A 24,556-nucleotide genomic window follows, 5' to 3' on the forward strand; every position below is an offset into this window, starting at 1 on the left:
TATTCGTTCAGGGTTGATCAGGCGGGGGGCAACCTCCGTCTTTTTTTGCGTGTTGACAACATACCCCCATAGGTATATATTATACCCCATAGGGTATATAAGGAGGGGAAGAAGTGGGTAGAAAAATAGTTATTATTGGCGGGGTAGCAGGTGGAGCTTCTGCTGCTGCGAGATTGCGTAGATGGAATGAGGAAGACGAGATTACTCTGTTTGAACGCGGAGAGCATGTTTCTTTTGCGAACTGTGGCCTTCCCTACTATATTGGCGGGGTAATCCCTGCGCGAGAGAAGCTGTTTCTCCAAACACCTCAAGGGATAAGAGACCGTTTTAATATAGATGTGCGGGTACTGAAAGAAGTGATACAAATAGACCGGGAGCAGAAGCTCGTCCATTTCCGCGATATGGTTACAGGGGAAACAGATGAGCAGCCATATGATATTGTGGTATTGTCGCCGGGAGCCAAACCGATGATACCGGACATTCCCGGATTACATGAAGCTATGAATCTATTTACATTAAGAAATATTCATGATACGGACGTTATTAAGGCATATGTAGATGAAAGACATCCAAAGCATGTCACGGTGATCGGGGCCGGATTTATTGGGCTGGAGATGGCCGAGAATTTGCGAGAGCGTGGACTTGCAGTAACTATTATTGATAGGGGACAACAATTATTGAATCCGCTGGACCCTGAAATGGCTAAATTGGTAGAACAGCATATGAGACTGAACGGGGTGGAGGTGCGTTTAGAGGAAGGAGTCACGGCTTTTGAAGAGCAGGGTGCACAACTTCGTTTGACCTCCGGGGGTGTGCTTCAGACGGACATGGTTATTCTGGCGATCGGTGTTGTTCCTGAAAATGAGTTGGCCAAGCAAAGCGGATTGGAACTTGGTTTTCGCGGCGCCATCCAGGTTAACGCCCAACTGCAAACCAGCGATCCGGCCATTTATGCGGTGGGGGATGCCATCCAGGTCAAGGACCGCAATCATGGGTTTGCAACGATGGTATCGCTAGCTTGGGGAGCCAATCGTCAGGGGCGCTTGGCAGCGGATCATATTAACGGTCAGACAATTTCTTATGATGGGGCGCTCGGAACATCCGTCATTAAGACCTTTGCATTGACTTCAGCATCTACAGGTAATAATGAAAAAACATTACAGCGGCTGGGTGTTCCTTATCAGGCTGTTCATATTCATCCCGGTTCGCATGCTGGTTATTATCCTGGCGCATCACCCATCGCTATGAAGCTGCTCTTTAATCCCGAGAATGGGATGATCTATGGGGCGCAGGCTGTTGGAGCTGATGGAGCAGACAAAAGAATTGATGTCATTGCGACGGCTATTCGTGGTCATTTGAACGTCCGAGAACTGGCTGATATTGAACTTGCTTACGCACCTCCCTATTCTTCAGCAAAAGACCCTGTGAATATGGCGGGCTACGTGGCTTCGAATATCATGGATGGGCTGGTCCAAACGATACAGTGGCATGAAGTTGATGATTTTCACCGAAAGGGTGGTCTTATTATTGATGTTAGGGATGCAGTGGAGCTACAGGCAGGAGCCATTCCAGGTTCGATTCATATTCCTCTGGCCGAGATTAGAGAGCGGATGGCGGAAATCCCTAGTGATCTGGAGATCGCGGTATCCTGCCAAGTTGGTCTGCGAGGCTATATTGCGGCCCGAATTTTGACCCAATACGGTTATCGGGTGAGGAACGTTGATGGTGGCTATAAGACGTATTCGGTTATGGCTGAACGTGATCATCTCTTAAAATAGTTCATCACCCATCCAATCTGGTTAAGGTGATCCGTTACTTCGCCGTGCAGCGCACCAAAGAAAGTATCTTGTAGCTCCACGGTAACGGTACCTTTTTCTGCTAGTGCGTGGTAAGCCTGCTTAAGCTCGTCCTCACTTTCACAGTCGAGAATGATTTGTACATGCTGTGCTTTCAGCGGCTTACCGTAGGAATCCGAAAAATGGATATGACTGCTACCCAGGTGAAGTTCAGCGTGCAAGAGTCTGCCTTCCTGCTTGTTTAGCACTTTGATTTTTCCGCCTAAAACCGATTGGTAATAGTCAATTGACTGCTGCACGTCGTTTACAATGACAAAAGGGCTTGCACTTCTCATGGAATCATTTCCTTTCCTGTCTTTAATGTAGGATTGCTACTGTACATTATTTACGTTATTCGCAGAGTTTACCCCTTTTCTGATCAAATTATGGCTTGGTTCACTGTGTGACGTCTGTTACAATAGAAGAGGCATATACGAATGGATAGAAAAGAGGTTGAACAGTGGGCACTTCAGTGATTTGGGAAGCAGTTATATATTGGGTAATCTTGGTGATTTCCGCTCTGTGCGTGATCGCAGTATCTGGTAGTCGGAAGACGGCAAGCACGATTATTTTGGCGCCCGTTGTTTTATTCTGTACCATATTTATGATGCAGGGCTCGGTGTTTACTGCCATGCAGCACCCGACGATGGGGTCTAATGTGGGTTTGGGTATGGCATTTCTGACAACATGGGTAGTCAGCGGAATATTGTTTGCTGTAGCGCTTGTAATTGCTTTTATTAAATATAGCAAGAAGAACAAGGCGTAATTTAGCCCTAACCTCATATGAATAAAGGCTTTCGGTGATGTGCCGAAAGCCCTTTTTGTATTCCTTTTTAACCATGCAGGATGTCGCCGCTTATCTGCGTCTTCTCATAAGCAACACAACGATCAGCACGACGATGATCACGATCAATAGGAATTTCATATTCGATAACCTCCTTGGTCTGTCTCATATTTGGTATTAACCATTTTTAGTTAGTATGCACCGATGGATCTCAAGCAAGTATCTATTGTCGAGTTCTTGGGGAAATTTAGAATGTGGGATCAAAAAGAGGTTTACAGGCTTAGCTGGAAAGTGTATACATAAAGTAAGGGAGGCGATTGCCATGAGTGATCGTGCATTTCATTTGTTCTATATTATTTTCTTAACGGTTCTGGCACTTGGAAGTGTTGGTGGAGTCGCTTGGTGGCTGCGCTCTGTCGGTCGTCAAGAGAAGGAAAAAAGCTGAATTCAACATGGGAATACAAGCCCAGTGCATCTTCCAGTAGGAGGGTGCATTTTTATGTGTTATAATGGGAACATATGTTCTTTGTAGGAGGGAAGACGATGTTGCCAGATTTGGAACGAAAGCTGCTACGTATTTTGTATAATTATTTCGCCCAGCATCGCCACATGCCTACAATGGCGGAATTGACCGTAAAAACGGGCAAGCGAGACGCTGAAATTACAGTCGCCTTGCGACATATGGAACAGGAGCGCTACATCACTTGGGAAAACAATTCGGGTACCCAACATGTTGTTTTACTGGAAGGATGGGAGCGTCCCTCGACCCAAAGGCGCACTCAAGCCGAAACAAGACGTTCCACTACGCAAACGATGCCGACCGATGGTACAGAATATTGGACGAATTATTAAAAGGTATATAAAACTGGAGAATTAATGAGTTTTTAAGGTGCATATCATTTAGTTTTAAGAAAGCGAGACTATAATGACCCTATTAACCCCTTTTTGATCAAGCTATAGGCCCTGTCGATGTATCGACGGGGTCATTTTTTTGTTCATGATACGGTTTCCGTAAAATGAAAAATCCCCCGGGGATCATCCGGAGGATGGGTGCAGTTTGCATGTACTGCACAGCTTGCCCAAACTTCATCGTTTGATGGCATAATATATATTCAACCCCTGCTACCTTGCAATATATGGTCAGCATGTTCATAAGGGGCAGTGTGATTCCACTGTTCATTTTCCAAACGACAAAAGCCCTACCTCTCTTTCGTCCTTGCGGCTCCGATGACCGCGCCAGTGTGAATGTGAAAATCTTCGGCAAAAGCTCAAAATTCTACATTAGGGTTATACATAAAATTTGGAGAAGCTCCATACGGTGATTAGGAGTAATAGCTTGTTGCGTGGAATCTTATGGGGTTAATACATACTTTAATAGTATAGCAGGAATATATCTAAAACACAAGGTGTGTTTGGTTTCTTAATTAAGAATAGTATGATTTCCCATCTATAAATTGCAGACTAAAAGTCGTCTTCGTATTGTAAAATGCTCAAGCAAGAAGGTAAACTTTTGATGGTTGGACTCCGATATTGAATACACAAGATATTTTAGAGTGTACGGATGAAAAGAGGGGTAGCAATTTGCCGACCTATAAGCGCTTTATTCAGCATGTTATCCTGAACTATATTATAGGTTCGTTTATCGCTGTATTGTTGGTAGGTATGATTTTTGTATTTTCCACCTTAAATGTAGCCCACCATGAAATTTGGGGTCTTGTTAAAATTATTGCATTTTCCAGTGTTATTATGATTGCTTGTGAAACCATAGTGTTTCGAGTCCATTTGAGACCGGTTCATCGTTTTTTTCTAGGTAACCAGGAAACACTCAAGGATGTAGAAGCGGTGTATATCCGGGTTCATCATCTGCCTAATTTGTCAGTTTTACGTATTGTAGGACCGCATTTGTTAGGCTTCTCTATCCCGGCAACCGTCATTGCGTTATGGATGATACATACTGGACAACTTACCTTTCCCTTGTATTATGTAGGAATCGCCTGTATAGGAGCTTGTCTGGTCGCTTCCATGCACGCACTGGTTGAATTTTTCCTGACCATGAGAGCAATCAAACCACTGCTGGAGGAAATTCGGGATCGAACCTACCAGCAATATGGATTGAGCCTGTCCCTGCGAGGACGAGTCCTGCTATCGCTTCGGCATAAATTTCAGTTAAGTGCGACGCTCATTGGTGCTTTTCCTTTATTTTTATTTTGTTTAGCTACACAGATTCGCTTGGAACGTTTGGAGGCGGCGAATTCTAGTTCCTATTGGGCATGGGCGGGTGCGATTTTAATCTTTGGTGTAGCCTTTGCTTATCTGGGAGGCAGGTTGCTGACCCGTGAGATCGAACAGCCGATCCACCACCTGCTGGAAAAAATGAATGAAGTGAAGGAAGGCCGCCTGAACAGTAATGCCAGCGATTTGTATTCGGACGAATTTGCGGAGCTGGTCGAAGGATTTAACATGATGATTGAGGGCCTAAAGGAACGGGAAGAAAAGAACGGTCAGCTATTGGACAGTTACTTCGCCACCTTGGCGGCAGCACTGGATGCACGAGATGCCTATACCGCAGGACATTCTTTGCGTGTAGCTGAATACTCTGTACTCATTGGGCGCAAGGGAGGTTTGAATGAGGCGGACATCGATTTGCTGCGCAAAACAGCCTTGCTGCATGATATCGGTAAAATCGGCGTGGCTGACGCTGTGCTACTCAAGGACGGCAAGCTGACGGACGAGGAGTTTGATCAGATTAAAATGCACCCGGTTATGGGGGAGAGCATTCTCCGGCAAGTTGAACCGGCTTATGCTATGGCCCCTTATTTGCCTGGCGTGCGCTCGCACCATGAACGTTATGATGGCAAAGGATATCCTGACCAGCTCGCTGGGGAAGATATCCCCTTATTTGGACGAATCATTGCTGTAGCGGATGCTTATGATGCAATGACGTCTAATCGCCCCTATCGGCAAGGTATGAAGGAAGAGAAGGCGGTTATGATATTGGAGGAGGGAAAGGGAACCCAATGGGACCCTTATTTTGCCGAATTATTTGTCAAGGAGTGGCGCCGGAACAAAGGCATCACAAGCTGATTCTATAGGTATCAGCACATTAGAGCGAGCCATTGAGGTTCGCTTTTTTATATAGGGAGCTAAGCATCTTTTGACATGTCGAAAGATGGGGCTTCATGTTATGATGTACAAGAAAGGCAAACGCGGTTAACATAGGCCTGGCATCCAATTTTTTGCGCTATGGGAGTGTGAGTCCATGCAATTTTCAATGATGTTTTTAATGAATTTAGGGATGCTGATTGCCGTTGCTTATGTGGCGAACGTGATTTATAAATATGGTTTGAGTCGTACCTCTTCGCGGTTCAAATATGTCAGCTCCGTGCTGCTAGTGATATTTGGCGGATGGGTCAGCTCTTGCTTTGGTTTTAACTTTAGTGAAACGGTTATTTTTGATCTGCGTTTTGTACCGCTGATTATCGCGGCATTGGTGTATCCCCGCTCCTATACGCTTATTATTATTGGGGTCGCAATCGGACTTACGAGATTTACCTTCGGTTTGCATATGGCGGCGTGGGTCGGCTTTTTGAATATGAGCATTCTGGGCGTCCTGTGCGCCGGATTGAACTACTGGATGCGGCGTTCCACCTGGCGTCTGATTATCAAGGCATCGGTGACCATTTTAGCGGTTAATATCGTAAATACGTTAAATATAGCCTGCCTGGGCGTCATTCCCTGGCGCTATTATGTAGCGGAGGTTGTTCCTCTGACACTGCCAATCGGCATCGTCCTCAGTTTTCTATTTGCTCTGATTTTACGGGACTTTCAGATGGAGCAACAGCGGAATCATCAGATTAAGCAGGCGAATGAGTTGTTATCAGAGCAGCGAGATGAGTTGCAGAAGACAAAGGTCATTCTAGAGGAACGTGCCAAGCAACTGATGATGGCTTCCCAATATAAATCGGATTTTATGGCAACGATGTCGCATGAGTTACGTACACCTCTTAACAGCATTATTAACCTGGCGCAGATTATCAACGAGCAGGGAAAGGAACTGGATGAGGACGAGTTATACCAGTACAGCGATCTCATCTATGCCTCGGGGCATGATTTGCTCCAACTGATCAACGACATTCTGGACTTGTCCAAGGTCGAGGCTGGACACATGGAAATCGTAAGTGAGCCGGTCAATGTGCGTGAAATTGCGCAGGTGATGATGATGCAGTTTGAAGTCACTGCGAAGGATAAAAACCTGGAATTCAGCTTAAAGGAGCATGAGCCTATACCGAATGAAATTCGGTCCGATTCCAAACGAGTACAGCAAATTTTGCGTAATCTGTTGTCCAATGCCTTTAAGTTCACTCATGAAGGACGTGTATTGCTGGAAATCAGTACACAACATCTGGATCGAAAGGGACAGGAGGGAGATTGGGTTGTATTTGCTGTAAAAGATACGGGCATCGGCATTTCCAAGCTTCAGCAACACGTTATTTTTGAGGCATTCCAGCAGGCGAACGGTTCCATTAATCGTAAATATGGAGGAACTGGGTTGGGATTGTCCATCAGCCGTGATTTTTCCCGCTTGTTGGGCGGGTTTATCCGTCTGGAGAGTGAGGAGGGCAATGGAAGTACATTTTCCCTGTACCTACCGATGTGTCCGTCCAAAAGCAAGGAGGCGGACGAACAACCCTTTAAATTAACCTAATCGCAATTGTAGGAGCAGGAGCGTTATGGCACAAAGGAGGTCTATCATGGAACGTAAAGCGGTCGTTGTGGGTGCAACAGGGCTTGTCGGGGGTTATGTTGTACGAGAGCTGCTGGTGCAAAAGGAATACAACCGCGTCATGGTTATGGGCAGACGTCCGTTGGACATCAAGCATCCCAAGCTGGAGCAGGCGCTTATCGATTGGGAACAGCCACAGAAAACGGCGTTCGCCTTCGAAGGGGTGGATGATGTTTTTTGTTGCCTTGGGACAACGATGAAAAAGGCTGGCTCCAAGGAGCAGTTCCGTCAGGTGGATGTGGACTATCCAGTGCTAGCTGCCCAGTTGGGCAAAGAGGCTGGAGCGGTACAGATGCTTGCGGTCTCTGCGATGGGCGCCGATCCAGACTCACGCGTGTTTTACAATCGCACCAAGGGTGAGGCTGAAGAGGCGCTTGCCGCTATCGGATTGCCTGCGCTGCATTTGTTCCGTCCGTCGCTGATCTTGGGAGCGAGACCTGAACGACGTTTGGGCGAAGCCGCTGCCGCTGTTGTCATGAAAGCGCTGGACGGTCTGATGACGGGCAAGCTGGCTTCCTACCGTGCCATCCCGGCTTCGGTCATCGCACGAGCCATGGTACGAATCGCTCTTGCGCAGGCGAGCGGCGTACATATTTATCCGAACGACATCATTCGGGTCATCGGTGCGGAGCTAACATCCGATGTTGAGGAAACTGGTTCAGGAACGGGTGCGGATGCGGATGTAAACGTGTAAAACCACGTTTAGGATTAAAAATGATAATAACGCCGCTGTTGCCCGATGATTCGGGCAGCAGCGGCGTTATTTGTGTTTTATGGGTGGTCTGTATGTTGCGGCACATCGATCGTAATCTCTAATTCATCCATGTAATGGCGTGTCCAGTTGCCATTAGCATCGATTAGGGCACTACCGCCTGGTTGTGTTGGTAAGATATAAGGCTTGAAAATGATTTTCTGGGGAGTTCCCACAAAAGGAGTAAACAGGGTGATCATTTTGCTGTCATGTTCTTTGGTAAGGGGAACTCCAGAGCCGCTCAGAAGCTGCAGTTCTCTTCCCTGCTCGTCGAATACAGCATACTCAAGCATATCCAATTCCTTTTTGGTGTAATGGATCGTTTGTCCGTTTTTGATGTAATTGTACTCACGCTCCACGGTGTACTCATCCGGCATATGCGCAATATTGGTCAGCATTTTGAACGACGTTGTAATCTTGGTCGTGATGGGGGTAATTTCTACCTTTTCTGCCGTAAATGCAAGATACGGATTAGATTTGCTCATTTGCAGCTGAAGTATCTTGTTTTTTATTTTAGTTTTGTGAACCGTGGTTTGTATGCGAAACGGATCGGCTACACCTTTTAACTTTGCATATACCTCTAGCTCAAACTGATCTGGTAAGGCGGGTTTACCACTGGCAGGATCACGCATATACGCAATCAGCATAGAATTACTGTCTTTGCCTGGGTAGCCATACATAAAATTAAAGGCGCCATTATTGCTATTGATCGATGTCCCATTGATGAGCAGGTCCACTTTCTCCAGAATGTCCTCTTCGGGCTGTCCTTGCGTTTGGATGGTCGGATATAGGGTTTGCTGTTGTGAATCTCCGCCGCTCTTTTCCAACGCCACGACCAAGCGTGTCCCGTCAAATATGATTTGTGGTACCTTTAACGTAATACCGTCATGGGTAACACTAAGATTCGAGGAAGTTGCCAACCCTTTCTGATCAGCGGTCTGTAGCCCGAAATCCCCAGCGAGCCTGAACACGCTGTCTACAAGGGGAACCTGTTTCAATGATTCTGCCATTGTAGGCGAAACAAAGGCGCTACCAATGATCATAACGCTAATGACAGCCACAGAAGCAGCGGTAATTACGGTTCCCCGAAGAAATCTTTTGACCGGTTGATGTAAGGAAGAAGACTGGGATAACGGCCCCACATCCGATTCCATTTGTGTGTAAAATGTATCTAAGCGTTCTCTTACCAAATCGGGAATCATTACCGTGTCTGCTTCCAAGTTTTCTTTTTCTGATTGTAATTTCCGATCCAGCTCTTGGTTCTGTTTCTCAAACTTTGAAGGGCTCATTGCAAGGTCACCTTCCTTTCTCCGCGGTTTTGTAGCAGGTCCATTAATGTTCTGCGAGCACGGTGCAATCGTGTTTTGACGGCCCCCTCTGATACATCCAGTACCTCTGATATTTCTCTGATCGGCATATCCCGCAAATAGTGCAGGGAAATTACGGTTCGCATGGATTCCTCCAAGTGGTCGATGGCCTCGCGCAGTTCGATTTGTTCATATCCACCCGAGGTGGAGGGTTCCTTTATAAATTCCGCCACGGGTACGATCCGTTTTTGCTTGCGGATAATGAGACGGCACTCATTAATGAGGATACGAAGCAGCCATGTTTTAAAATAGCGAGGTTCACGCAGCTCACCCAGAGACTGGTATGCCTTGAGCATGGCCTCTTGCATTGCGTCCGCGCAATCTTCATTGCTACGAAGAATGGAACGCGCCATGCCATACATATCGGATTCCATATGTTTCATCAAGGCGACGAATGCCTTGCGGTCCCCCTGCTTTGCGTGGTGTAAGTTTGTTTCGAGATTCAAAGGATGGTGCTCCTCTCCCGCCTATACTTAGCTATGATCATTGTACCTGTATCTGGATTTGTAGAATTTATTTTGTAGCAGGTTATAGGAGTTAGATGATACATAGGTGCTAAAGGTTACAGCGGAGATAAAAAAATATAGCAACGTGGCAATGGGATGTCTTAAAAGAAACCCAGGGCGTTATTCCGTCGCACGGAATAGTGGCTTCGGACTTCACATGCTATAATACGGTGAACCAGTATCAGGAAGGAGAATCCAACCCATATGAAAAAAACAATTGCTACTGAAAAAGCACCCGGTGCTATCGGCCCTTATAGCCAAGCGGTAGAGGCAGGCGGGTTTGTTTACACTTCGGGACAGCTTGGACTGAATCCGGCAACAGGTGAGTTTGGTAAGGATGTACAGGAGCAGGCACGCCTGTCCTTGAGCAACGTACAAGCCATTCTGGAAGCGGCAGGCAGCAACATGAACCAGGTTGTGAAAGCGACTGTATTCCTGAAGGACATGAACGATTTTGTCAGCGTCAATGAGGTGTACAGTTCTTTCTTTGAACAACCCTATCCAGCACGCAGTGCGGTGGAGGTAGCTCGTCTACCTAAGGATGCACTGGTGGAGATTGAAGTCATTGCATTGAAGGGCGAATAGTCTGAAAGGTCCGTTCATAAAATAAAAAGTTTGCATGGCAACCGGGTGTCCCTATTAAATAGAGGCACCCGGTTGCTCAAATTTAATGTGTTTTGTTGAATACAGAGTGGAGGTGGAGATGATTAATAAAAAAATAATTTTCACTGGTGGAGGTTCTTCAGGACATGTAGCAGTAAACTTAGCCTTGATTCCTCACTTACTGGAACAACAATGGAGTGTCCAATACATAGGCTCTAAACAAGGGATTGAAAGAAAATTGATTTCCGGACTAGAAAATGTGTGTTATTTCAGCATCTCAACTGGGAAATTGCGCAGATATTTTGATTGGGATAATTTTAAGGACCCTTTTAAAGTGCTGAAGGGGATTTCTCAAGCATACCGGATTATAAGAAAAGAAAAACCGGATATTATTTTTTCAAAAGGCGGGTTTGTTTCGGTTCCTGTGGTATTGGCTGGTTGGTTGAATAAAGTCCCTGTAATCATTCATGAATCAGATATTACCCCTGGATTAGCTAATAAGATTTCCAGCACATTTGCTACAGAAATTTGTACTACCTTTCCTGAAACCACTCAGTACTTTCGCTCTAAGCATACCCGGTATGTAGGTGCTATTGTGAGAGATGAACTAAAAGATGGGGTGGCAGCTAAAGGTTTGGCCTATTGCGAATTTACTCGAAATAAGCCGATCATTCTAATCATGGGTGGGAGTTTAGGCTCGAAGAAGATCAATGAGATGGTCCGGAGGAATTTAGAGGCATTGCTCGTTCATTTTCAAATCGTGCATATCTGTGGTAAAGACCAAGTGAATCATTCCATTCATATGCATGGTTACAAGCAATTTGAATATATAAACGATGAACTGGCGGATGTTATGACGATGGCAGATATGGTTGTTTCTAGGGCGGGTTCAAATTCCATTTTTGAATTCTTGACGTTGCGGAAGCCTATGCTATTGATCCCTCTTTCAAAGGCGGCCAGCCGGGGAGATCAAATTCTAAATGCAAAATCATTTAAGGCGCAAGGCTTTTGTGAATTTTTAGAAGAAGAAGAGTTGGAATCTGAACGGTTTGTCGACATGATTCTTCGTTTGTATGAAAAAAGGTCGGATTACATTATCAATATGAAGAAGATAAATGCAGATCACTCAACAAGCAAGCTTATAGATTTGATCAAAGTCTATACCTAATCATATTGGATAAAATGAATAAACAAAGCAAGCGAGCTTGGGCTAGATGATTCAGACCCGAACTCGCTTGTTTTTGCTAGTAGATATCAATAGTTTCTTTAATCCCGGTCTCGATTACGGGCAAAGAATAGCCATAGGGCGTACACCAGAATGATTGCTGCCAAGATCAATGCAGCCAGCCGTACATTTTCATGGTTCGGATGCTCGACGGCGATGGCGACATAGGCCCATACAAATACGAGAGGATAAATGCTGTCACGATAAGGAAAGCTGACCATGATCGCCAATATGGTGCCGATGAGCAGGATAATGATCGCCCATGTCGTATCGCTGAGTCCCCAGCCACTCCATTCATTCTTTTCCAGTGCCACTGCAATATTGATAATAGTAGCAACGGATACCCAACCGAGGTTGAGGCTGAACGGTAGCTTGACGAACCACATTTCTCCGCGGGTTGGCTGAGGTGTGCGGGTACGTACATACACGACGCCCAAGGAAAGCAAGTATAAAATAATAACGATGACGCACAGTTCTACGTATACATACTGCCAGAGGAAAATCCAGATGATATTGAAAAGACAGCCTAGAATAAAAAAAATACCGATGGATTGAACGCTTGTCTTGGCTTGCCCTGTAGGTGTAGCTTGATACACAACAAAGCAGGCGAGCAGCACGTAGATGACCGACCAGATGGAAAAAGCGTAACCCGCTGGGGTGACCAGGGTAGGGTACATGTTGGATACAGCAGCAGTACTTCTGCCACCGATAGGAAGTGTAGAAGCCAGAAAGTTAATGAGAACGACAGCGATAAATGCAATAATATTCCACCATTTATACGGATGGCTTCGTGACATTGGGATATCTCCTCCTCAACGAATGATGATCCAAAATGACCGACTGGTCACAATCTTCTACTATGAATATACCCACTTTGCTTTCGAATATGTCCGAACGGGAAAAAGTTCCTTGATCCCGGTATAATCATAAAAGGTTGTATGTATATGCAGTCATATGTAGTACAATGATAAAAATTTTAAGCACTATATAAGCTGTATTTCCTCAAATTCAGCTTATATAGAAGTAAGGAGATAAGTTGAATGAATAGATTGGAGAAAGTAGGGAAATTTGTAGGAGGGACCTTTTCCATCTGGGTACTTTTATTTGCATGCTTGGGATTTTTCTTTCCTGCGGCGTTTACAGGGTTGAAAGGATACATACAGTTATTTCTGGGCATTGTCATGTTCGGGATGGGGCTAACTTTATCTGCGGCTGACTTTCGCGAAGTATTCCGGCGTCCAGTGGATGTGGCTATTGGTGTGGTCGGGCATTATCTGATTATGCCGTTTCTGGCCTTTGGATTGGCATTAGTATTGCAGTTGCCACCGGATATTGCGGTAGGTGTCATTTTGGTAGGCTGTTGCCCGAGTGGAACTGCGTCCAACGTAATGACGCTTTTATCCAAAGGCGACGTGGCGTTGGGGGTATCGATTGCTTCGGTGTCGACGCTGATTGCTCCAATGGCTACCCCGGCGATGATTAACCTGCTTGCGGGACGTTGGATGAATATTGATGCGAAGTCCCTGATCATGGACATTCTCATCGTAGTTATTGTCCCCATTGTGCTGGGTGTTATCGTCAAATCGCTATTTCGCAAACAGGCAGAAGCCAGTGTCCAGGCGCTGCCGCTCGTATCAACACTGGTGATTATGCTCATCGTGGCTATTGTGATTGCAGGCAGCAAAGGCAAGATTTTGGAGACAGGTCCGATTATTTTTGGTGTGGTTATTTTGCATAACGGAATCGGGTTCCTGCTTGGATATTGGTTTGCCAAGCTGTTCGGCATGGATCTTTCCAAGCGTAAAGCTGTTACGCTGGAAACGGGAATGCAGAATTCCGGACTGGGTGCTGCGCTGGCAGCAGCTCATTTTAACCCGATTGCTGCTGTACCGAGTGCGATTTTTAGCGTGTGGCATAATATTTCCGGCTCGTTGCTCGCGACTTGGTTTTCCCGCCGGGAGGAGAAGAAAAGCACAACCGGGAAGCATTAAGCTTTGTTAGTGGCTTGTGCCAAGTGGCTACGGTTCAGCTTTTTCGAACAGTTTAGGGATGGTCAGAAAGGATAGATTTGACTTTATAGTTGCGGATCATTATACTGTGGTTATTATAACCACTGTATTTAAGTAAGCAACAGTAGTTTGAGTCGTTATGGAGGAAAACTACATCGAATTCGTATTTGGCTTCATGCTCAACAGCCTTATATTATCTGATCTGATTTAACTGAAGGAGAGAGAAAGAATGAACCCAAAATATAATTCTCTATTTGAAGCTTTTACCCTGCCATCCGGTGTTACGTTGAAGAACCGTATTACCATGGCACCTATGACTAACTTTGCTTCCCACGAAAATGGTGAAGTGAGTGACGAGGAACTGGCATACTACCGTGAACGCTCCGGTGGTGTGGGCGCGGTTATTACCGCTTGTGTGTATGTAACTCCAGATGGCAAAGGCTTTGTCAATGAGTTCGGTGCGGACAAGGATGAAATGATTCCGAGTCTCCGTCGTCTGGCAGATACGATTCATCAAGAGGGCGCGAAAGCGATCCTGCAAATTTATCATGGTGGCCGCCTGTGTCCACCGGATCAGATTCCAGACGGACAACCGATTAGTGCAAGCGCAGTAGCTGAGGAAAAAGAAGGCGCACCTGTGCCGCGTGAAATGACATCCGACGATATCCATCGCGTCATCCGCGCCTATGGCGAAGCAACTCGCCGCGCGATTGAAGCAGGCTATGATGGTGTGGAGCTGCACGGAGCGAACGGTTACCTGGTGCAGCAGTTCTTCTCCCCGCACTCCAACCTTCGTACCGATGAATGGGGAGGAAGTATTGAAAAACGAATGACCTTCCCGCTGGCGATTGTTCACGAAGTGAAGAAAGTGATCGCAGAACATGCAAAGGGGCCATTCATTTTCGGATACCGCTTGTCTCCTGAGGAAGGACACACGCCAGGCATCACGCTGGATGATACGATGGTGCTTGTAGACCGTCTGGCGGATCAAGGGCTGGATTACCTGCACATTTCCGTAAATCATTTCTTCGGTGGTTCGTTCCGTGACCGTAGTGACGAACGGTCACGTACCGTTCTCATCCATGAGAAGGTAGGTAACCGTGTGCCGATTATGGGAGTCGGATCGCTGAATACACCGGACGAGGCGCTTGCAGCACTGGAGACAGGTGTACCGCTTGTATCGCTGGGACGTCCACTTTTGATGGAGCCGCAATGGGTTCAGAAGGTGCAAAACGGCACAGAAGATACCATTCGCACGACCTTATCCAAGCAAGCCCAGCAGGAGCTAGTCATTCCTGACTACCTGTGGGGTGCGTTGACGACCCTTCCAGGCTGGATGCCTGTTACGGACTAAATTTTGAATGACGGAGATACCCTAGGCTGCTCTCATGCACCTGGGGTATTTTCCTGTCTTGTGACCGTGAACACAATAATATAGGAATAACTGAGAAAGAAGGAAACTGACAATGTTACATGGAGCTAATGGCGCGATTTTGATGGAGTCAACCCATCCGGGGCTACAGATTCGACTGTTGCAAGTAAATGATGCAGAACGTTTATTAGAGATCAGACGTGAAAATTTTGATTTTTTCAAACCGTTCGAGCCAGAACGGCCTGAAGTTTACTTTACCCTGGAAGAACAGGCGCGTCTGATTTCCAACGGTTTGGAAGCGGCACAAGCCGGACAGGGATATACGTTTGGACTTTTTTTGCCGGAAAATAATAAGCTGATTGGCAGAATAGAGCTGTCGGGTGTCGCTAGAGGCCCCTTTCAAAACGCCAATCTGGGCTACTTTGTAGATCCTGCTTACCACGGACAAGGCTATGCTACTTCCGCAGTGAAGGATATTGTACGCTACGCCCTGAATGAGTTGGAATTACACCGTATTCAAGCTGGAGTGATGCCAAGAAATACGCCTTCCAATCGAGTGATGGAAAAGGCAGGATTTCGCCGCGAAGGGCTAGCTCTCAACTACTTGAAGATTAATGGTGTGTGGGAAGATCACGTGCTGTATGCGATAACGGCTGAGGATTTGCAGAATGGCGTCTTCTGAACTCGCCAGGCGTGACACCCTCCAGTTTTTTGAACACCTTGCCAAAATATTTTTCATCCTGATAACCGACCATACCGGCAATATGATGAAGGCGCAGCTTGTCATTCAGCAGTAATAGCTTTGCCTTGCCCATCCTGATCTGGCACAAATAGTCCGACAGATTAACCCCGTACTCCTGCTTGAATTTACGAGAAATATATTCCCGACTGAGGTAAAAGCGGCTCGCCATATCCTGTAGAGAAATGTCCTCGTCGTAGTGTGCATCCAGATAGCGGGCAATATCACGGATGGTCGGGTTGTTTGGACTATGGCTTGGTGTAAGTGCCTGACCGGCTGCCAGCAGTCGGTTTTCGACCTGTCTTTGCCATAAGGGCAACGAAAGCATGCCGCGGTTGTCGACCGGCAAGGCATGAATGGAGCCGGACTCATCTGCCATCTCCTCGCCATCGGTATCTCCAGGTCTGTCATTCAACCAGCGGGCCAGCATCCAGTCCAGCTCTTGATTCCAACTGGCTAGCTGCTCTGCTGTAACCGAAGGCAACTCGGCTACGGCTGCTATCCAGCGGCCTACCGCTATAGACACACGACTGGCATTACAGCTGAGCGCACTAAGCCGTAGTTCCTCTTCCATGTCAGGTAACTGGGGAAGACGAATGCTCTGCCGTGTCTGGGTACTCTGGTGCATCCAGTCGGCTTGCAACACATCCCGTTTCCACAACGCTTGCCTTGCCTCTTGGTAGGCAGTGGCTGCCGCTATGGGAAAGGCACCAAAAGAGCCAACCCCGATGTGCATGTAGCACCGCAAAGCGGTTTTGATTCCTGTATGAATATCCTGCAAGAGCTTTGACCAACGAGATGGATCGCCCCAATATAGCAGAATAATTTCGTCCATACGCTCCAGATGACGGAATGCAACTCCGGTTTGAGAAGTTCCGAGAAATTCGTTGCAGATGTTAGTGAGGGAAAAGCTCAAAAGCGCACGCCGCGTTTTATATTTGTCCAGTATATCGGCATCCAGCTGAGTAGTACTCATCACAGCTGCATTACATATCTGAATAGCTGCGGGAAGACGTAGCTCCTCGCGTAAGGGCGTAATGGAAAGAGGGGTATTCGCTATCCCGGAAACGATTTCAGTCAGGAGCTTATCAGCATAGTGTGGCCTCATCCGATTGACCTCCATGGCCTGCATCGTCTGCCTGTTCCGGTCTTGCTCTGCTGTCCGCCAGGCTTGAGTGGCTTTTTTTACAGCCTCGTTAATCTCCACTGGATCCACGGGCTTAAGAATATAGTCCATGCCTCCCCGGCGGATGACCTGTCGAACCAAGTCAAAATCATCATAGCCACTGACCACCACGACTCTGGTTGCTGGGGAATTGACTTGAATCCACTCCATCAGTGCTATCCCATCCTTGCCGGGCATCCGCATATCCGTGAGTACAACGGGTGGGGAAAGGGCGGTAATGACCTCAATCGCCTGATCGCCCGACTCGGCTTCAATCACCTCGCTCACACCGCAAGCTTCCCAATGTACGAGCATCCGTATGGCATGGCGCACATGCTTCTCATCATCCACAATCAGGACTTTCATTGACAGATCACTCTCCCTTAATATGAATCTCCGTATGGGCTTCCGTGCGAATTTCGAGTGTGTACCGGACACCATGAGGCAGAATGTTGTCTACGCACAGGGTGTTAGAACCATCCTCCGAGTGAAGCTGAATACGCAATAGAACATTACGAAGGCCAATGGAGTCCTGCTCGCTAGTGTCTGGCTCCTCGTAGGCTTTTAGCGGACGTTTTAACATATGCTGGAGTTGCTCCAACTCGGCTTGTGGAATGTTAGTTCCGTTATTTTCCACTGTTATTTTCACAATGCCTTCCCGGATTCGGCTGCCTGTAATGCGAATTTCACCGGGCCCCAGCCGGGGATCGGCACCGTGCTTAAAGTAGTTTTCCACCAACGGTTGGAGAATCATTTTAGGCACCCGATCATTCAGGACCTCATCCTCCCACTGGTAAGTGACTTCTAATTGCTCACCGAAGCGTTCCTTTTGCAAATCAAGATATTGTTTTACATGTTCGGCTTCTTCCTTAAGTGTAACGACCGTATGGTCCCTCATATTATAGCGCAGCATTTTGGCAAGGGAAGAGAGCAGCGAATAAATTCGCGGCACCTCATGCTGTAGAGCCAGGGTTCCAATAGACTGTAGCGTATTATATAAAAAGTGAGGATTAATCTGTGCCTGAAGCGCTTTCAATTGATGTGTCTTGTTAGCCAGCTCCAGCTTGTATTCCCGCAAAATGAGGTTATTGATGGTATCCATCATCTGTCTGAAACGGCGCGACAGTACTCCGATTTCATCGTTACTCATGGCCCGAATGTCTACATCCAGTTGACCGGACTGAATCTGGTTTATGTAACGAGTCAGTCGCTTAATAGGTGCCGTGATTTTTATCGAAATCCATAACGTGGCAACAATGGCAAGTAGCAATGCTGCGCCTGTAATGACCGCATTGATCTGAGTCAGGCGGGTAGCCCGTAAATACAGCGTACGATGTGGAATTTTCTTGACGAGTGTCCAGCCTGACAAGTTGGCATCCAGCTTGCCGTACACGTGCAGTGCTGTATCATCCTCAATCACTCCGTGCTCGCCTTCTTTAGAAATTCGATTGAGCAGGTCAGATTCCTTCCAGTGTGTTCCAATTGATGCTTCTTTTCCGCTATATATGATCGTTCCGTTTCGATCGATCAAAAACAGCTCCTCTGTATCCGCATCATACAATTGACGGCAAATACTGCGCAGCGGCTCCAGATCAACATCTATAGCCAGTACCCCAAGCGTCTCTGAGGCAGGAATGTTCCGAATCGCCCGATGAAGTGTAAATACTTGCTGCTCTGTGCTGTGCTCCGCATAGGAAACCGCCGAAAAGCCGTACAAATGCTTCATATGCGTGGGCTGTATGAACAGTCCGGAAGGCCCATAATGAATAAAACCGGTAAAGGGCTCCAGCCGGAATTCCCGTAGAGGAACCGTGCTGGTAATCAGCGTAGATTGCCCGGCCTCAAAAGAATGCAAATACACCTGGTCAATGCCTGACGTAGCATTCATCATCGTTTGCAGAGTGGTGTATATTTCAGCGACGGCCCGGTAATCATCCGGGATTTTGGCCAGATTACGCAGAAAATGAGGGTCATTATAGACTCCGATGGACGCGCGATTCAAACCCTGTAAATAGTTATCCAAATTCGTAATTCCCTGAAAAATAAGCCGCTCATTTTCTTGTGTGGCCTGCTCCCGCAAGGAGTGCTTGGTGAGAACGAAGGTCATGGTCATCGACAGCAGTAGCGGCAGGGTGACCGCAATGAGCAAAAACCAGATTAGGCGAGAACGAATACTGTAAAATTTCATGCAGTGAGCTCCTTTCACAATTCAAGGCGAGCCAGAGGTCAATATTTTCCCCCTTAATGGTTCACGATCCTACGTGTTCTCGAGAGCGCTTATTCGACATAATGAACATGTGAATCGCATATCCTTACGGCCCAAACATCATACTGCTGAAAGAAAGCCGTAAAGGAGCGTTCCAGACACCAATAGACAACATAAGGGGGGATCGGTTTGAATCGCGCCAAGTCGTCGCAATGGCTACAGCAATGGATTTTTGTAGGGCCGTCGACGTTATTTTTCGTTATCATTATTGTAATCCCTTTCATGCTCGGAATGTACTATTCTTTTACAGAGTGGAATGGAGTAGCCAATCAGGCAAAGTGGGTCGGGCTGGATAATTTCAGTCACATTTTATGGAATGATGACAAATTTGGGACAGCGTTCTGGTTTACGGTCCGTTTTACGGTGGTAGGAGTGGTGGCTGCGAATATTTTTGGCTTTCTGCTGGCGTATTTTCTAACCAAACCGTTGAAAACAAAAAATGTACTAAGGACCATCTTTTTTATGCCCAATGTGATCGGAGGTCTGTTGCTGGGCTTTATCTGGCAGTTTATTTTCGTCAAGGGATTTGCAGCAATCGGAGAGAGCACGAACTTGTCCTTCTTCAATCTGTCCTGGTTAGGAGATGAGATCACGGCCTTCTGGGGCATTGTAATCGTGTTTATCTGGCAAACTGCCGGGTATTTGATGGTGATTTATATCTCTTCCCTAACCAATGTGCCCCGCGATATGCTAGAAGCAGCCGAAATTGACGGAGCTAGTCGGATGCAAATTTTGCGGTCGATTATACTTCCTTTAATCATGCCTGCCGTTACGGTTTGTCTTTTCCTGGCGATATCATGGTCATTCAAAATGTTCGATCTTAATTTGTCACTGACCAAAGGCGGTCCCTTCGGGTCCACAGAGTCGGTTGCACTCAATATTTACAATGAAGCGTTTGTGAATAATCGTTATGGGCTGGGAACAGCTAAAGCACTCATTTTCTTTATCATTGTTGCTCTGGTTACGAGCCTTCAGGTACGACTGACGAAAAGTCGGGAGGTGGAAGCGTAAATGGAAACAAGCAAGCGCTACCGCTTTGGAACATGGGCGACCGAGATAGTGATGATCCTCGTCGCATTGTTATTCCTCGTCCCGTTTTACTTTTTATTCGTGAATTCGGTCAAAAGCTTTGGTGACCTGCTCACCGATTCTGCGGCCTGGCCACAAACCTTTGTATGGAGCAACTACGCTAGAGCGTGGAGCATCACACGTTTTCCCGAAGCTTTATGGAATTCATTCGTGGTTACGGTAGTTAGTAATCTGCTGCTCGTACTGATCAGCTCAATGGCAGCTTACCGAATGGTCCGGCGTCCGACGCGTTATAATCGAGTGTTGTTCAGCCTGTTCGTAGCTGCTATGGTTATTCCTTTTCAATCGGTGATGATTCCTTTGGTCAAGGTTGTAAGTACACTGGATTTAATGAACAGTATAAGTGGTCTGGTCATCTGTTATCTGGGATTCGGAGCTCCAATGTCGATCTTTCTCTTTCATGGATTCGTCAAAGGTGTGCCAGTCGAGGTGGAAGAAGCAGCTACGGTGGACGGCTGTACGCCTTACGGAGTGTTTTTCCGAATTGTGTATCCGTTGATGCTGCCGATGATGGTAACTGTTATTATTTTAAATACGCTCTGGATTTGGAATGATTATCTCCTGCCTTCTCTGGTACTGCAAAAGGCTGAGCTGCGCACGATTCCGATTGCGACCTATGCCTTTTTCGGACAATACACAAAGCAGTGGGATTTGGCTTTGCCTGCTCTGGTGCTGGGCATCTTGCCAGTCATCGCATTCTTTCTGGCTATGCAAAAATATATTATACAAGGTATTATGGCGGGTTCGGTCAAGGGTTGAGTGTGGGATGAGCTGAAAATGTACACGGTGTGCCACTCCGCAAACGGAGGGTGCTTACCATCGCTGTTAGCCTCCAGATTTCCCTGAATAAACGAATAAAGGTGGGAATCTAGAGACAAAGGCGAGCGCTATCGCTTGTTCAGCACCATTCCGTTAGCTCCGTTTCCACATGAATTTTTCGAGTTCATCTGGTATGAATTTAGAATAGAAAGGAACATCAAAATGAAAACGCATACCTTTAAAAAGAAAGCTCAAGCATTAATCTTGCTTCTCGCGGCCTTTGCCCTGGTTTTGGCAGGTTGTAACAGCAGTGGCGGACAAAACGCAGGCAAAGAGGAAGTGAAGGAAAAAACAATTCACATTTTTCAGTTCAAGGTAGAGATTGCAGAAGCGCTGAACCGCATGAAGGCGGAATACGAAGCGTCTCACCCAGGGATCAAGCTCGATATTCAGACCGTGGGCGGGGGCAGTGATTACGGAGCTGCGTTAAAGGCGAAGTTTGCTTCCGGGGAGCAGCCGGATATTTTTAACGTCGGCGGTTACCGCGAGCTGGATACGTGGCTGGAATATTTGGAGGACCTGTCTGACCAGCCTTGGGTTGGGGATGTGGTCGATGTCGCCAAAGAGCCGATGACCAAAGACGGCAAGCTGTATGGCCAGCCGATGAATCTGGAAGGGTACGGCTTTATTTATAACAAGGATCTGTTCAAGAAGGCGGGGATTACGGAGACCCCTAAAACATTGTCCGAACTGGAGGGAGCTGCACAAAAGCTCCAAGCCGCTGGGATTACTCCATTTTCTAATGGATATCAGGAGTTTTGGGTGCTGGGCAATCATTTGCTGAACGTGGCATTTGCCAATCAGCCAGACCCTTCGGCCTTCGTTAAGGGACTGAATGATGGAACTGCAAAGATTCCGGGCAACGCTGTATTTGCCGAGTGGGTTAAGTTGTTCGATCTGACACTGAAGTATGGGAATACGAAGCCGCTCACGACTGATTACAACACGCAGGTAACGAACTTCGCCACTGGAAAGGCTGCCATGATGCAGCAAGGAAACTGGACTCAGGTCCAAATTGACGGAATTAATCCGAAGCTGAATCTGGGGATTTTGCCTATGCCGATTGGTGAAGACGCAACAGCCGGAGATAAGCTGTTTGTAGGTGTCGCCAACAACTGGGTGGTTAATAAAAATTCGTCTGTCAAACCCGAGGCGAAAGAGTTCTTAAACTGGATGGTAACATCCGAGCAGGGTAAAAAGTATATCACCAAGGAATTCAAGTTTATTCCAGCGTTCAAGAGCATCGAAGGGGCAGAGGCTGATATGGGCCAATTGGGTGCTGAAGTGGTGAAGTACAGTAAGGAAAACAAACTGCTGGGCTGGTTCTTTAGCCGCTATCCTGAAGGAGCACAGCAAGAATTCGGAAGTCAGATGCAAGCCTATGTGGCAGGTAAATCGGATGCTGGGAAGCTATTCGATGATTTCCAGAAAACATGGGAAAATTTGAAGACTAAATAAGAACAAAAGCACGCGATAAAGCCTTCGTATGTCAGGGAAATTGCATGATCCTGAACATACGAAGGCTTTTTTGCAAAATTAATTATATATGGTAATGGAGAAGAACAATATCCCCGCGGCGTTCTATTTCTTGGAGTTCAAACGTACTTGGTAGTGTTCCCTCTGGAAATAACGGTATTCCTTGTCCAAGCACTTTGGGAATGATCGCAATGATAGCTTTCTCCAGCAGTCCAGCTTGTAAGAAGGCCTGGACTAACTGGCCTCCACCGACTAGCCATACCGCACCTTCCGATTGTCCTTGTAGACGTGGAACCAGTTCAGTCAGAGCTTCGTCCGTAAATGTAATATGTGGCGCCTGCTGTTGCTCCGTTAATGCTCGTGTGAGCACATAGCATGGCTTTCCAGCATAAGGGAAATCATCTGAGAGCTTCAATACTTCCTCATACGTCAGTCTGCCCATCAGCACCGTACCAACGGTATCGTAAAAGTCGGCATATCCATTGTCCCCACCATCCCCTTTAACATCATACAGCCAGTCCACCGAACCGTCCGGCAAAGCGATATACCCGTCGAGACTCATGGCAATATACAGCACAACTGCGTTTGATTTCAAATCCTTCATAGTGTTCATTCACTCCTTTCTATATCCTAATGTTACAATGTATTTATGACATCGTATGTCGTAGTTAAACGGTCATTTTAAATTAATTTTTGATTAGAGGGGTACCTTATGAACGAACGCAGAATTGCTCTTATGAGGATACTGGATTCCCGAAAAAAATATACGGCGCGTGAGCTGGCTGAACGTTTTGGTGTCTCCGTCAGGACGATACAGAGAGATCTCGACTATTTGCAGCAGACCGGATTACCCCTTTATACCGAAATGGGTCCTCATGGCGGGTATCGGGCACTTCCCAATCGGCTTCTTCCTCCCCTTCATCTTGCTCGTGACGAGGCCTTGGGTCTTTTTCTCATGCTGCAACTGTTGGAGAACATTCCAGATATCCCTTTTGGCTCAGTTCGTGAGCATTTATCCGAGCACTATTATGCCGAACTTCCACAGGATGTGCAGGACAGCATCGATCAATTAAAGGAGTACATTTCTTTTCGTATGCTACCTACTCACGCAGAGTCACCCTACACCTCAATCATTTTGGAGGCTGCGCTGAATAAGCGCCGGGTGAACATGCATTACCGCTCCGCTTCCGGGGCAAAGTGGACTCAGGTATATCCGATTGGACTGTATTTTGATCACGGATATTGGTACATGCCAGCGTATAGCAGAGACCGCATCATTTTGTATCGTTCAGATCGGGTGATCACAATAACGATGCTGGACGACACCTTGGACACCCTTCCTACACTTCAAGAATGGTTGGCTTCGGAGGATTCCCGTATAGGAATTCCGTCCAAAATAAAATTTACCGCATTGGGTGTCAGGCTGGCTGGATCAGATGCCCTCTTCCAAAATGTTTCCCATCAGGAAGGGCAGGCTCAGGAATGGCAGGGATATATTCCGGTCGAAGAGTTTAGATATGTATCCCGACTTTTGCTAAAATACGGGCCAGAGGCCGAGGTCGTATTTCCCAAAGAACTGCGTGTACAGGTCAAGCAACTGTTGCAAGACAGCCTGAACCCTTATCTGAAGGATGCAAAAGCGGATGATGAAGAAAAAGACAATTAATCCTGTAAATTGATTCTCTTATTTATAGTTAACCACATGAATATTTAAGGTTATTGACTTATGACTTTCCATTTATTTTTGTGATAAAGTTTTGAAAAGAG

Annotated in this window: 23 protein-coding genes; 16 read left to right on the forward strand and 7 right to left on the reverse strand. The window is 46.7% G+C overall.

From position 1 onward, the window contains the following. The first annotated feature begins 113 nt into the window (after positions 1 to 113). Positions 114 to 1,778, forward strand: coding sequence for a CoA-disulfide reductase (locus tag G9G53_RS12930; RefSeq protein ID WP_165148044.1), 1,665 nt, complete (start codon positions 114 to 116; stop codon positions 1,776 to 1,778). On the opposite strand, the gene G9G53_RS12935 is transcribed toward G9G53_RS12930, so the two are convergent. Further along, positions 1,763 to 2,131 carry a VOC family protein gene (locus G9G53_RS12935; RefSeq protein WP_029516003.1) on the reverse strand — a complete coding sequence of 123 codons (369 nt, stop codon included), beginning with the start codon at positions 2,129 to 2,131 and terminating at the stop codon, positions 1,763 to 1,765. The genes G9G53_RS12930 and G9G53_RS12935 overlap by 16 nt on opposite strands. Positions 2,132 to 2,295: 164 nt before the next feature. On the opposite strand from G9G53_RS12935, the gene G9G53_RS12940 reads away from it, so the two are divergent. The 6 genes from G9G53_RS12940 to G9G53_RS12960 all read left to right on the forward strand — a co-directional run bounded on the left by G9G53_RS12940 (position 2,296) and on the right by G9G53_RS12960 (position 8,096). Next, positions 2,296 to 2,601, forward strand: coding sequence for a hypothetical protein (locus tag G9G53_RS12940; protein WP_238794843.1), 306 nt, complete (start codon positions 2,296 to 2,298; stop codon positions 2,599 to 2,601). Positions 2,602 to 2,941: 340 nt separating this feature from the next. Further along, positions 2,942 to 3,064, forward strand: coding sequence for a hypothetical protein (locus G9G53_RS26720; protein ID WP_274386362.1), 123 nt, complete (start codon positions 2,942 to 2,944; stop codon positions 3,062 to 3,064). A 98-nt stretch (positions 3,065 to 3,162) separates the two neighbouring features. Continuing rightward, positions 3,163 to 3,471: a hypothetical protein gene (locus G9G53_RS12945; RefSeq protein ID WP_029516002.1), complete on the forward strand. Its 309-nt coding sequence runs from the start codon at positions 3,163 to 3,165 to the stop codon at positions 3,469 to 3,471. A gap of 729 nt (positions 3,472 to 4,200) precedes the next feature. Beyond that, complete coding sequence (locus G9G53_RS12950) at positions 4,201 to 5,703, forward strand: HD-GYP domain-containing protein (protein ID WP_165148047.1); 1,503 nt, start codon at positions 4,201 to 4,203, stop codon at positions 5,701 to 5,703. A 175-nt stretch (positions 5,704 to 5,878) separates the two neighbouring features. Beyond that, complete coding sequence (locus tag G9G53_RS12955) at positions 5,879 to 7,324, forward strand: ATP-binding protein (protein WP_029516000.1); 1,446 nt, start codon at positions 5,879 to 5,881, stop codon at positions 7,322 to 7,324. 46 nt (positions 7,325 to 7,370) lie between these two features. After that, on the forward strand, positions 7,371 to 8,096 hold the full coding sequence (locus tag G9G53_RS12960; protein WP_029515999.1) for an NAD(P)H-binding protein: 726 nt from the start codon (positions 7,371 to 7,373) through the stop codon (positions 8,094 to 8,096). 77 nt (positions 8,097 to 8,173) lie between these two features. On the opposite strand, the gene G9G53_RS12965 is transcribed toward G9G53_RS12960, so the two are convergent. Further along, entirely contained in the window at positions 8,174 to 9,442 is a 1,269-nt protein-coding gene (locus tag G9G53_RS12965; protein ID WP_165148050.1) for a DUF4179 domain-containing protein, read from the reverse strand. Continuing rightward, positions 9,439 to 9,966 (reverse strand): RNA polymerase sigma factor, encoded by a 528-nt coding sequence (locus G9G53_RS12970; protein ID WP_165148053.1) that lies wholly within the window; start codon positions 9,964 to 9,966, stop codon positions 9,439 to 9,441. Before G9G53_RS12970 ends, G9G53_RS12965 begins: the two co-directional genes overlap by 4 nt. A 264-nt stretch (positions 9,967 to 10,230) precedes the next feature. Here G9G53_RS12970 and G9G53_RS12975 point away from each other — a divergent pair, with 264 nt between their 5' ends. Together G9G53_RS12975 and G9G53_RS12980 are read left to right on the forward strand one after the other, a co-directional pair. Then, on the forward strand, positions 10,231 to 10,611 hold the full coding sequence (locus tag G9G53_RS12975) for a RidA family protein (protein ID WP_029515998.1): 381 nt from the start codon (positions 10,231 to 10,233) through the stop codon (positions 10,609 to 10,611). A 121-nt stretch (positions 10,612 to 10,732) separates the two neighbouring features. After that, positions 10,733 to 11,797 (forward strand): undecaprenyldiphospho-muramoylpentapeptide beta-N-acetylglucosaminyltransferase, encoded by a 1,065-nt coding sequence (locus G9G53_RS12980; protein ID WP_185156357.1) that lies wholly within the window; start codon positions 10,733 to 10,735, stop codon positions 11,795 to 11,797. A 98-nt stretch (positions 11,798 to 11,895) separates the two neighbouring features. On the opposite strand, the gene G9G53_RS12985 is transcribed toward G9G53_RS12980, so the two are convergent. Beyond that, positions 11,896 to 12,651 (reverse strand): tryptophan-rich sensory protein, encoded by a 756-nt coding sequence (locus G9G53_RS12985; protein ID WP_165148059.1) that lies wholly within the window; start codon positions 12,649 to 12,651, stop codon positions 11,896 to 11,898. 243 nt (positions 12,652 to 12,894) lie between these two features. Here G9G53_RS12985 and G9G53_RS12990 point away from each other — a divergent pair, with 243 nt between their 5' ends. The 3 genes from G9G53_RS12990 (at position 12,895) to G9G53_RS13000 (ending at position 15,917) form a co-directional block, all read left to right on the forward strand. Continuing rightward, complete coding sequence (locus G9G53_RS12990; RefSeq protein WP_165148062.1) at positions 12,895 to 13,845, forward strand: bile acid:sodium symporter family protein; 951 nt, start codon at positions 12,895 to 12,897, stop codon at positions 13,843 to 13,845. Between the two features lie 247 nt (positions 13,846 to 14,092). Further along, positions 14,093 to 15,217, forward strand: a complete 1,125-nt coding sequence (locus tag G9G53_RS12995) for an NADH-dependent flavin oxidoreductase (protein ID WP_165148065.1) — start codon at positions 14,093 to 14,095, stop codon at positions 15,215 to 15,217. A 112-nt stretch (positions 15,218 to 15,329) separates the two neighbouring features. Then, positions 15,330 to 15,917 (forward strand): GNAT family N-acetyltransferase, encoded by a 588-nt coding sequence (locus tag G9G53_RS13000; RefSeq protein WP_029515993.1) that lies wholly within the window; start codon positions 15,330 to 15,332, stop codon positions 15,915 to 15,917. Here G9G53_RS13000 and G9G53_RS13005 read toward each other — a convergent pair. Both G9G53_RS13005 and G9G53_RS13010 read right to left on the reverse strand, forming a co-directional pair. Beyond that, positions 15,847 to 17,505: a response regulator gene (locus tag G9G53_RS13005; protein ID WP_039270352.1), complete on the reverse strand. Its 1,659-nt coding sequence runs from the start codon at positions 17,503 to 17,505 to the stop codon at positions 15,847 to 15,849. The two genes, G9G53_RS13000 and G9G53_RS13005, sit on opposite strands and share 71 nt — an antisense overlap. A gap of 7 nt (positions 17,506 to 17,512) precedes the next feature. Next, positions 17,513 to 19,327 carry a sensor histidine kinase gene (locus G9G53_RS13010; protein WP_165148068.1) on the reverse strand — a complete coding sequence of 605 codons (1,815 nt, stop codon included), beginning with the start codon at positions 19,325 to 19,327 and terminating at the stop codon, positions 17,513 to 17,515. Positions 19,328 to 19,534: 207 nt separating this feature from the next. Here G9G53_RS13010 and G9G53_RS13015 point away from each other — a divergent pair, with 207 nt between their 5' ends. The 3 genes from G9G53_RS13015 (at position 19,535) to G9G53_RS13025 (ending at position 22,771) form a co-directional block, all read left to right on the forward strand. Continuing rightward, the gene (locus G9G53_RS13015) at positions 19,535 to 20,416 is read left to right on the forward strand and encodes a carbohydrate ABC transporter permease (RefSeq protein WP_029515990.1); all 882 of its coding nucleotides are present in this window, start codon (positions 19,535 to 19,537) and stop codon (positions 20,414 to 20,416) included. After that, positions 20,417 to 21,253, forward strand: a complete 837-nt coding sequence (locus G9G53_RS13020) for a carbohydrate ABC transporter permease (RefSeq protein WP_029515989.1) — start codon at positions 20,417 to 20,419, stop codon at positions 21,251 to 21,253. 222 nt (positions 21,254 to 21,475) lie between these two features. Beyond that, positions 21,476 to 22,771 (forward strand): ABC transporter substrate-binding protein, encoded by a 1,296-nt coding sequence (locus G9G53_RS13025; protein WP_165148071.1) that lies wholly within the window; start codon positions 21,476 to 21,478, stop codon positions 22,769 to 22,771. An 82-nt stretch (positions 22,772 to 22,853) separates the two neighbouring features. Here G9G53_RS13025 and G9G53_RS13030 read toward each other — a convergent pair whose 3' ends face one another. Beyond that, a complete protein-coding gene (locus G9G53_RS13030) occupies positions 22,854 to 23,393 on the reverse strand; it encodes a dihydrofolate reductase family protein (RefSeq protein ID WP_029515987.1) in 540 nt (179 codons plus the stop codon). Between the two features lie 108 nt (positions 23,394 to 23,501). On the opposite strand from G9G53_RS13030, the gene G9G53_RS13035 reads away from it, so the two are divergent. Continuing rightward, positions 23,502 to 24,455, forward strand: coding sequence for a helix-turn-helix transcriptional regulator (locus G9G53_RS13035; RefSeq protein ID WP_029515986.1), 954 nt, complete (start codon positions 23,502 to 23,504; stop codon positions 24,453 to 24,455). The last annotated feature ends 101 nt before the right edge of the window (positions 24,456 to 24,556 follow it).

The organism is Paenibacillus sp. EKM206P (assembly GCF_011066155.1).
Taxonomy (GTDB): domain Bacteria; phylum Bacillota; class Bacilli; order Paenibacillales; family Paenibacillaceae; genus Paenibacillus; species Paenibacillus polymyxa_D.

Coding starts and splice junctions, on each gene's coding strand:
- G9G53_RS12955 (WP_029516000.1), top strand. CDS start 5,879: ATGCAATTTTCAATGATGTTTTTAATGAATTTAGGGATGCTGATTGCC.
- G9G53_RS13010 (WP_165148068.1), bottom strand. CDS start 19,327: ATGAAATTTTACAGTATTCGTTCTCGCCTAATCTGGTTTTTGCTCATT.
- G9G53_RS26720 (WP_274386362.1), top strand. CDS start 2,942: ATGAGTGATCGTGCATTTCATTTGTTCTATATTATTTTCTTAACGGTT.
- G9G53_RS12935 (WP_029516003.1), bottom strand. CDS start 2,131: ATGAGAAGTGCAAGCCCTTTTGTCATTGTAAACGACGTGCAGCAGTCA.
- G9G53_RS12990 (WP_165148062.1), top strand. CDS start 12,895: ATGAATAGATTGGAGAAAGTAGGGAAATTTGTAGGAGGGACCTTTTCC.
- G9G53_RS12995 (WP_165148065.1), top strand. CDS start 14,093: ATGAACCCAAAATATAATTCTCTATTTGAAGCTTTTACCCTGCCATCC.
- G9G53_RS12960 (WP_029515999.1), top strand. CDS start 7,371: ATGGAACGTAAAGCGGTCGTTGTGGGTGCAACAGGGCTTGTCGGGGGT.
- G9G53_RS13025 (WP_165148071.1), top strand. CDS start 21,476: ATGAAAACGCATACCTTTAAAAAGAAAGCTCAAGCATTAATCTTGCTT.
- G9G53_RS13030 (WP_029515987.1), bottom strand. CDS start 23,393: ATGAAGGATTTGAAATCAAACGCAGTTGTGCTGTATATTGCCATGAGT.
- G9G53_RS13020 (WP_029515989.1), top strand. CDS start 20,417: ATGGAAACAAGCAAGCGCTACCGCTTTGGAACATGGGCGACCGAGATA.
- G9G53_RS12975 (WP_029515998.1), top strand. CDS start 10,231: ATGAAAAAAACAATTGCTACTGAAAAAGCACCCGGTGCTATCGGCCCT.
- G9G53_RS12965 (WP_165148050.1), bottom strand. CDS start 9,442: ATGAGCCCTTCAAAGTTTGAGAAACAGAACCAAGAGCTGGATCGGAAA.
- G9G53_RS13005 (WP_039270352.1), bottom strand. CDS start 17,505: ATGAAAGTCCTGATTGTGGATGATGAGAAGCATGTGCGCCATGCCATA.
- G9G53_RS13035 (WP_029515986.1), top strand. CDS start 23,502: ATGAACGAACGCAGAATTGCTCTTATGAGGATACTGGATTCCCGAAAA.
- G9G53_RS12985 (WP_165148059.1), bottom strand. CDS start 12,651: ATGTCACGAAGCCATCCGTATAAATGGTGGAATATTATTGCATTTATC.
- G9G53_RS12945 (WP_029516002.1), top strand. CDS start 3,163: ATGTTGCCAGATTTGGAACGAAAGCTGCTACGTATTTTGTATAATTAT.
- G9G53_RS13000 (WP_029515993.1), top strand. CDS start 15,330: ATGTTACATGGAGCTAATGGCGCGATTTTGATGGAGTCAACCCATCCG.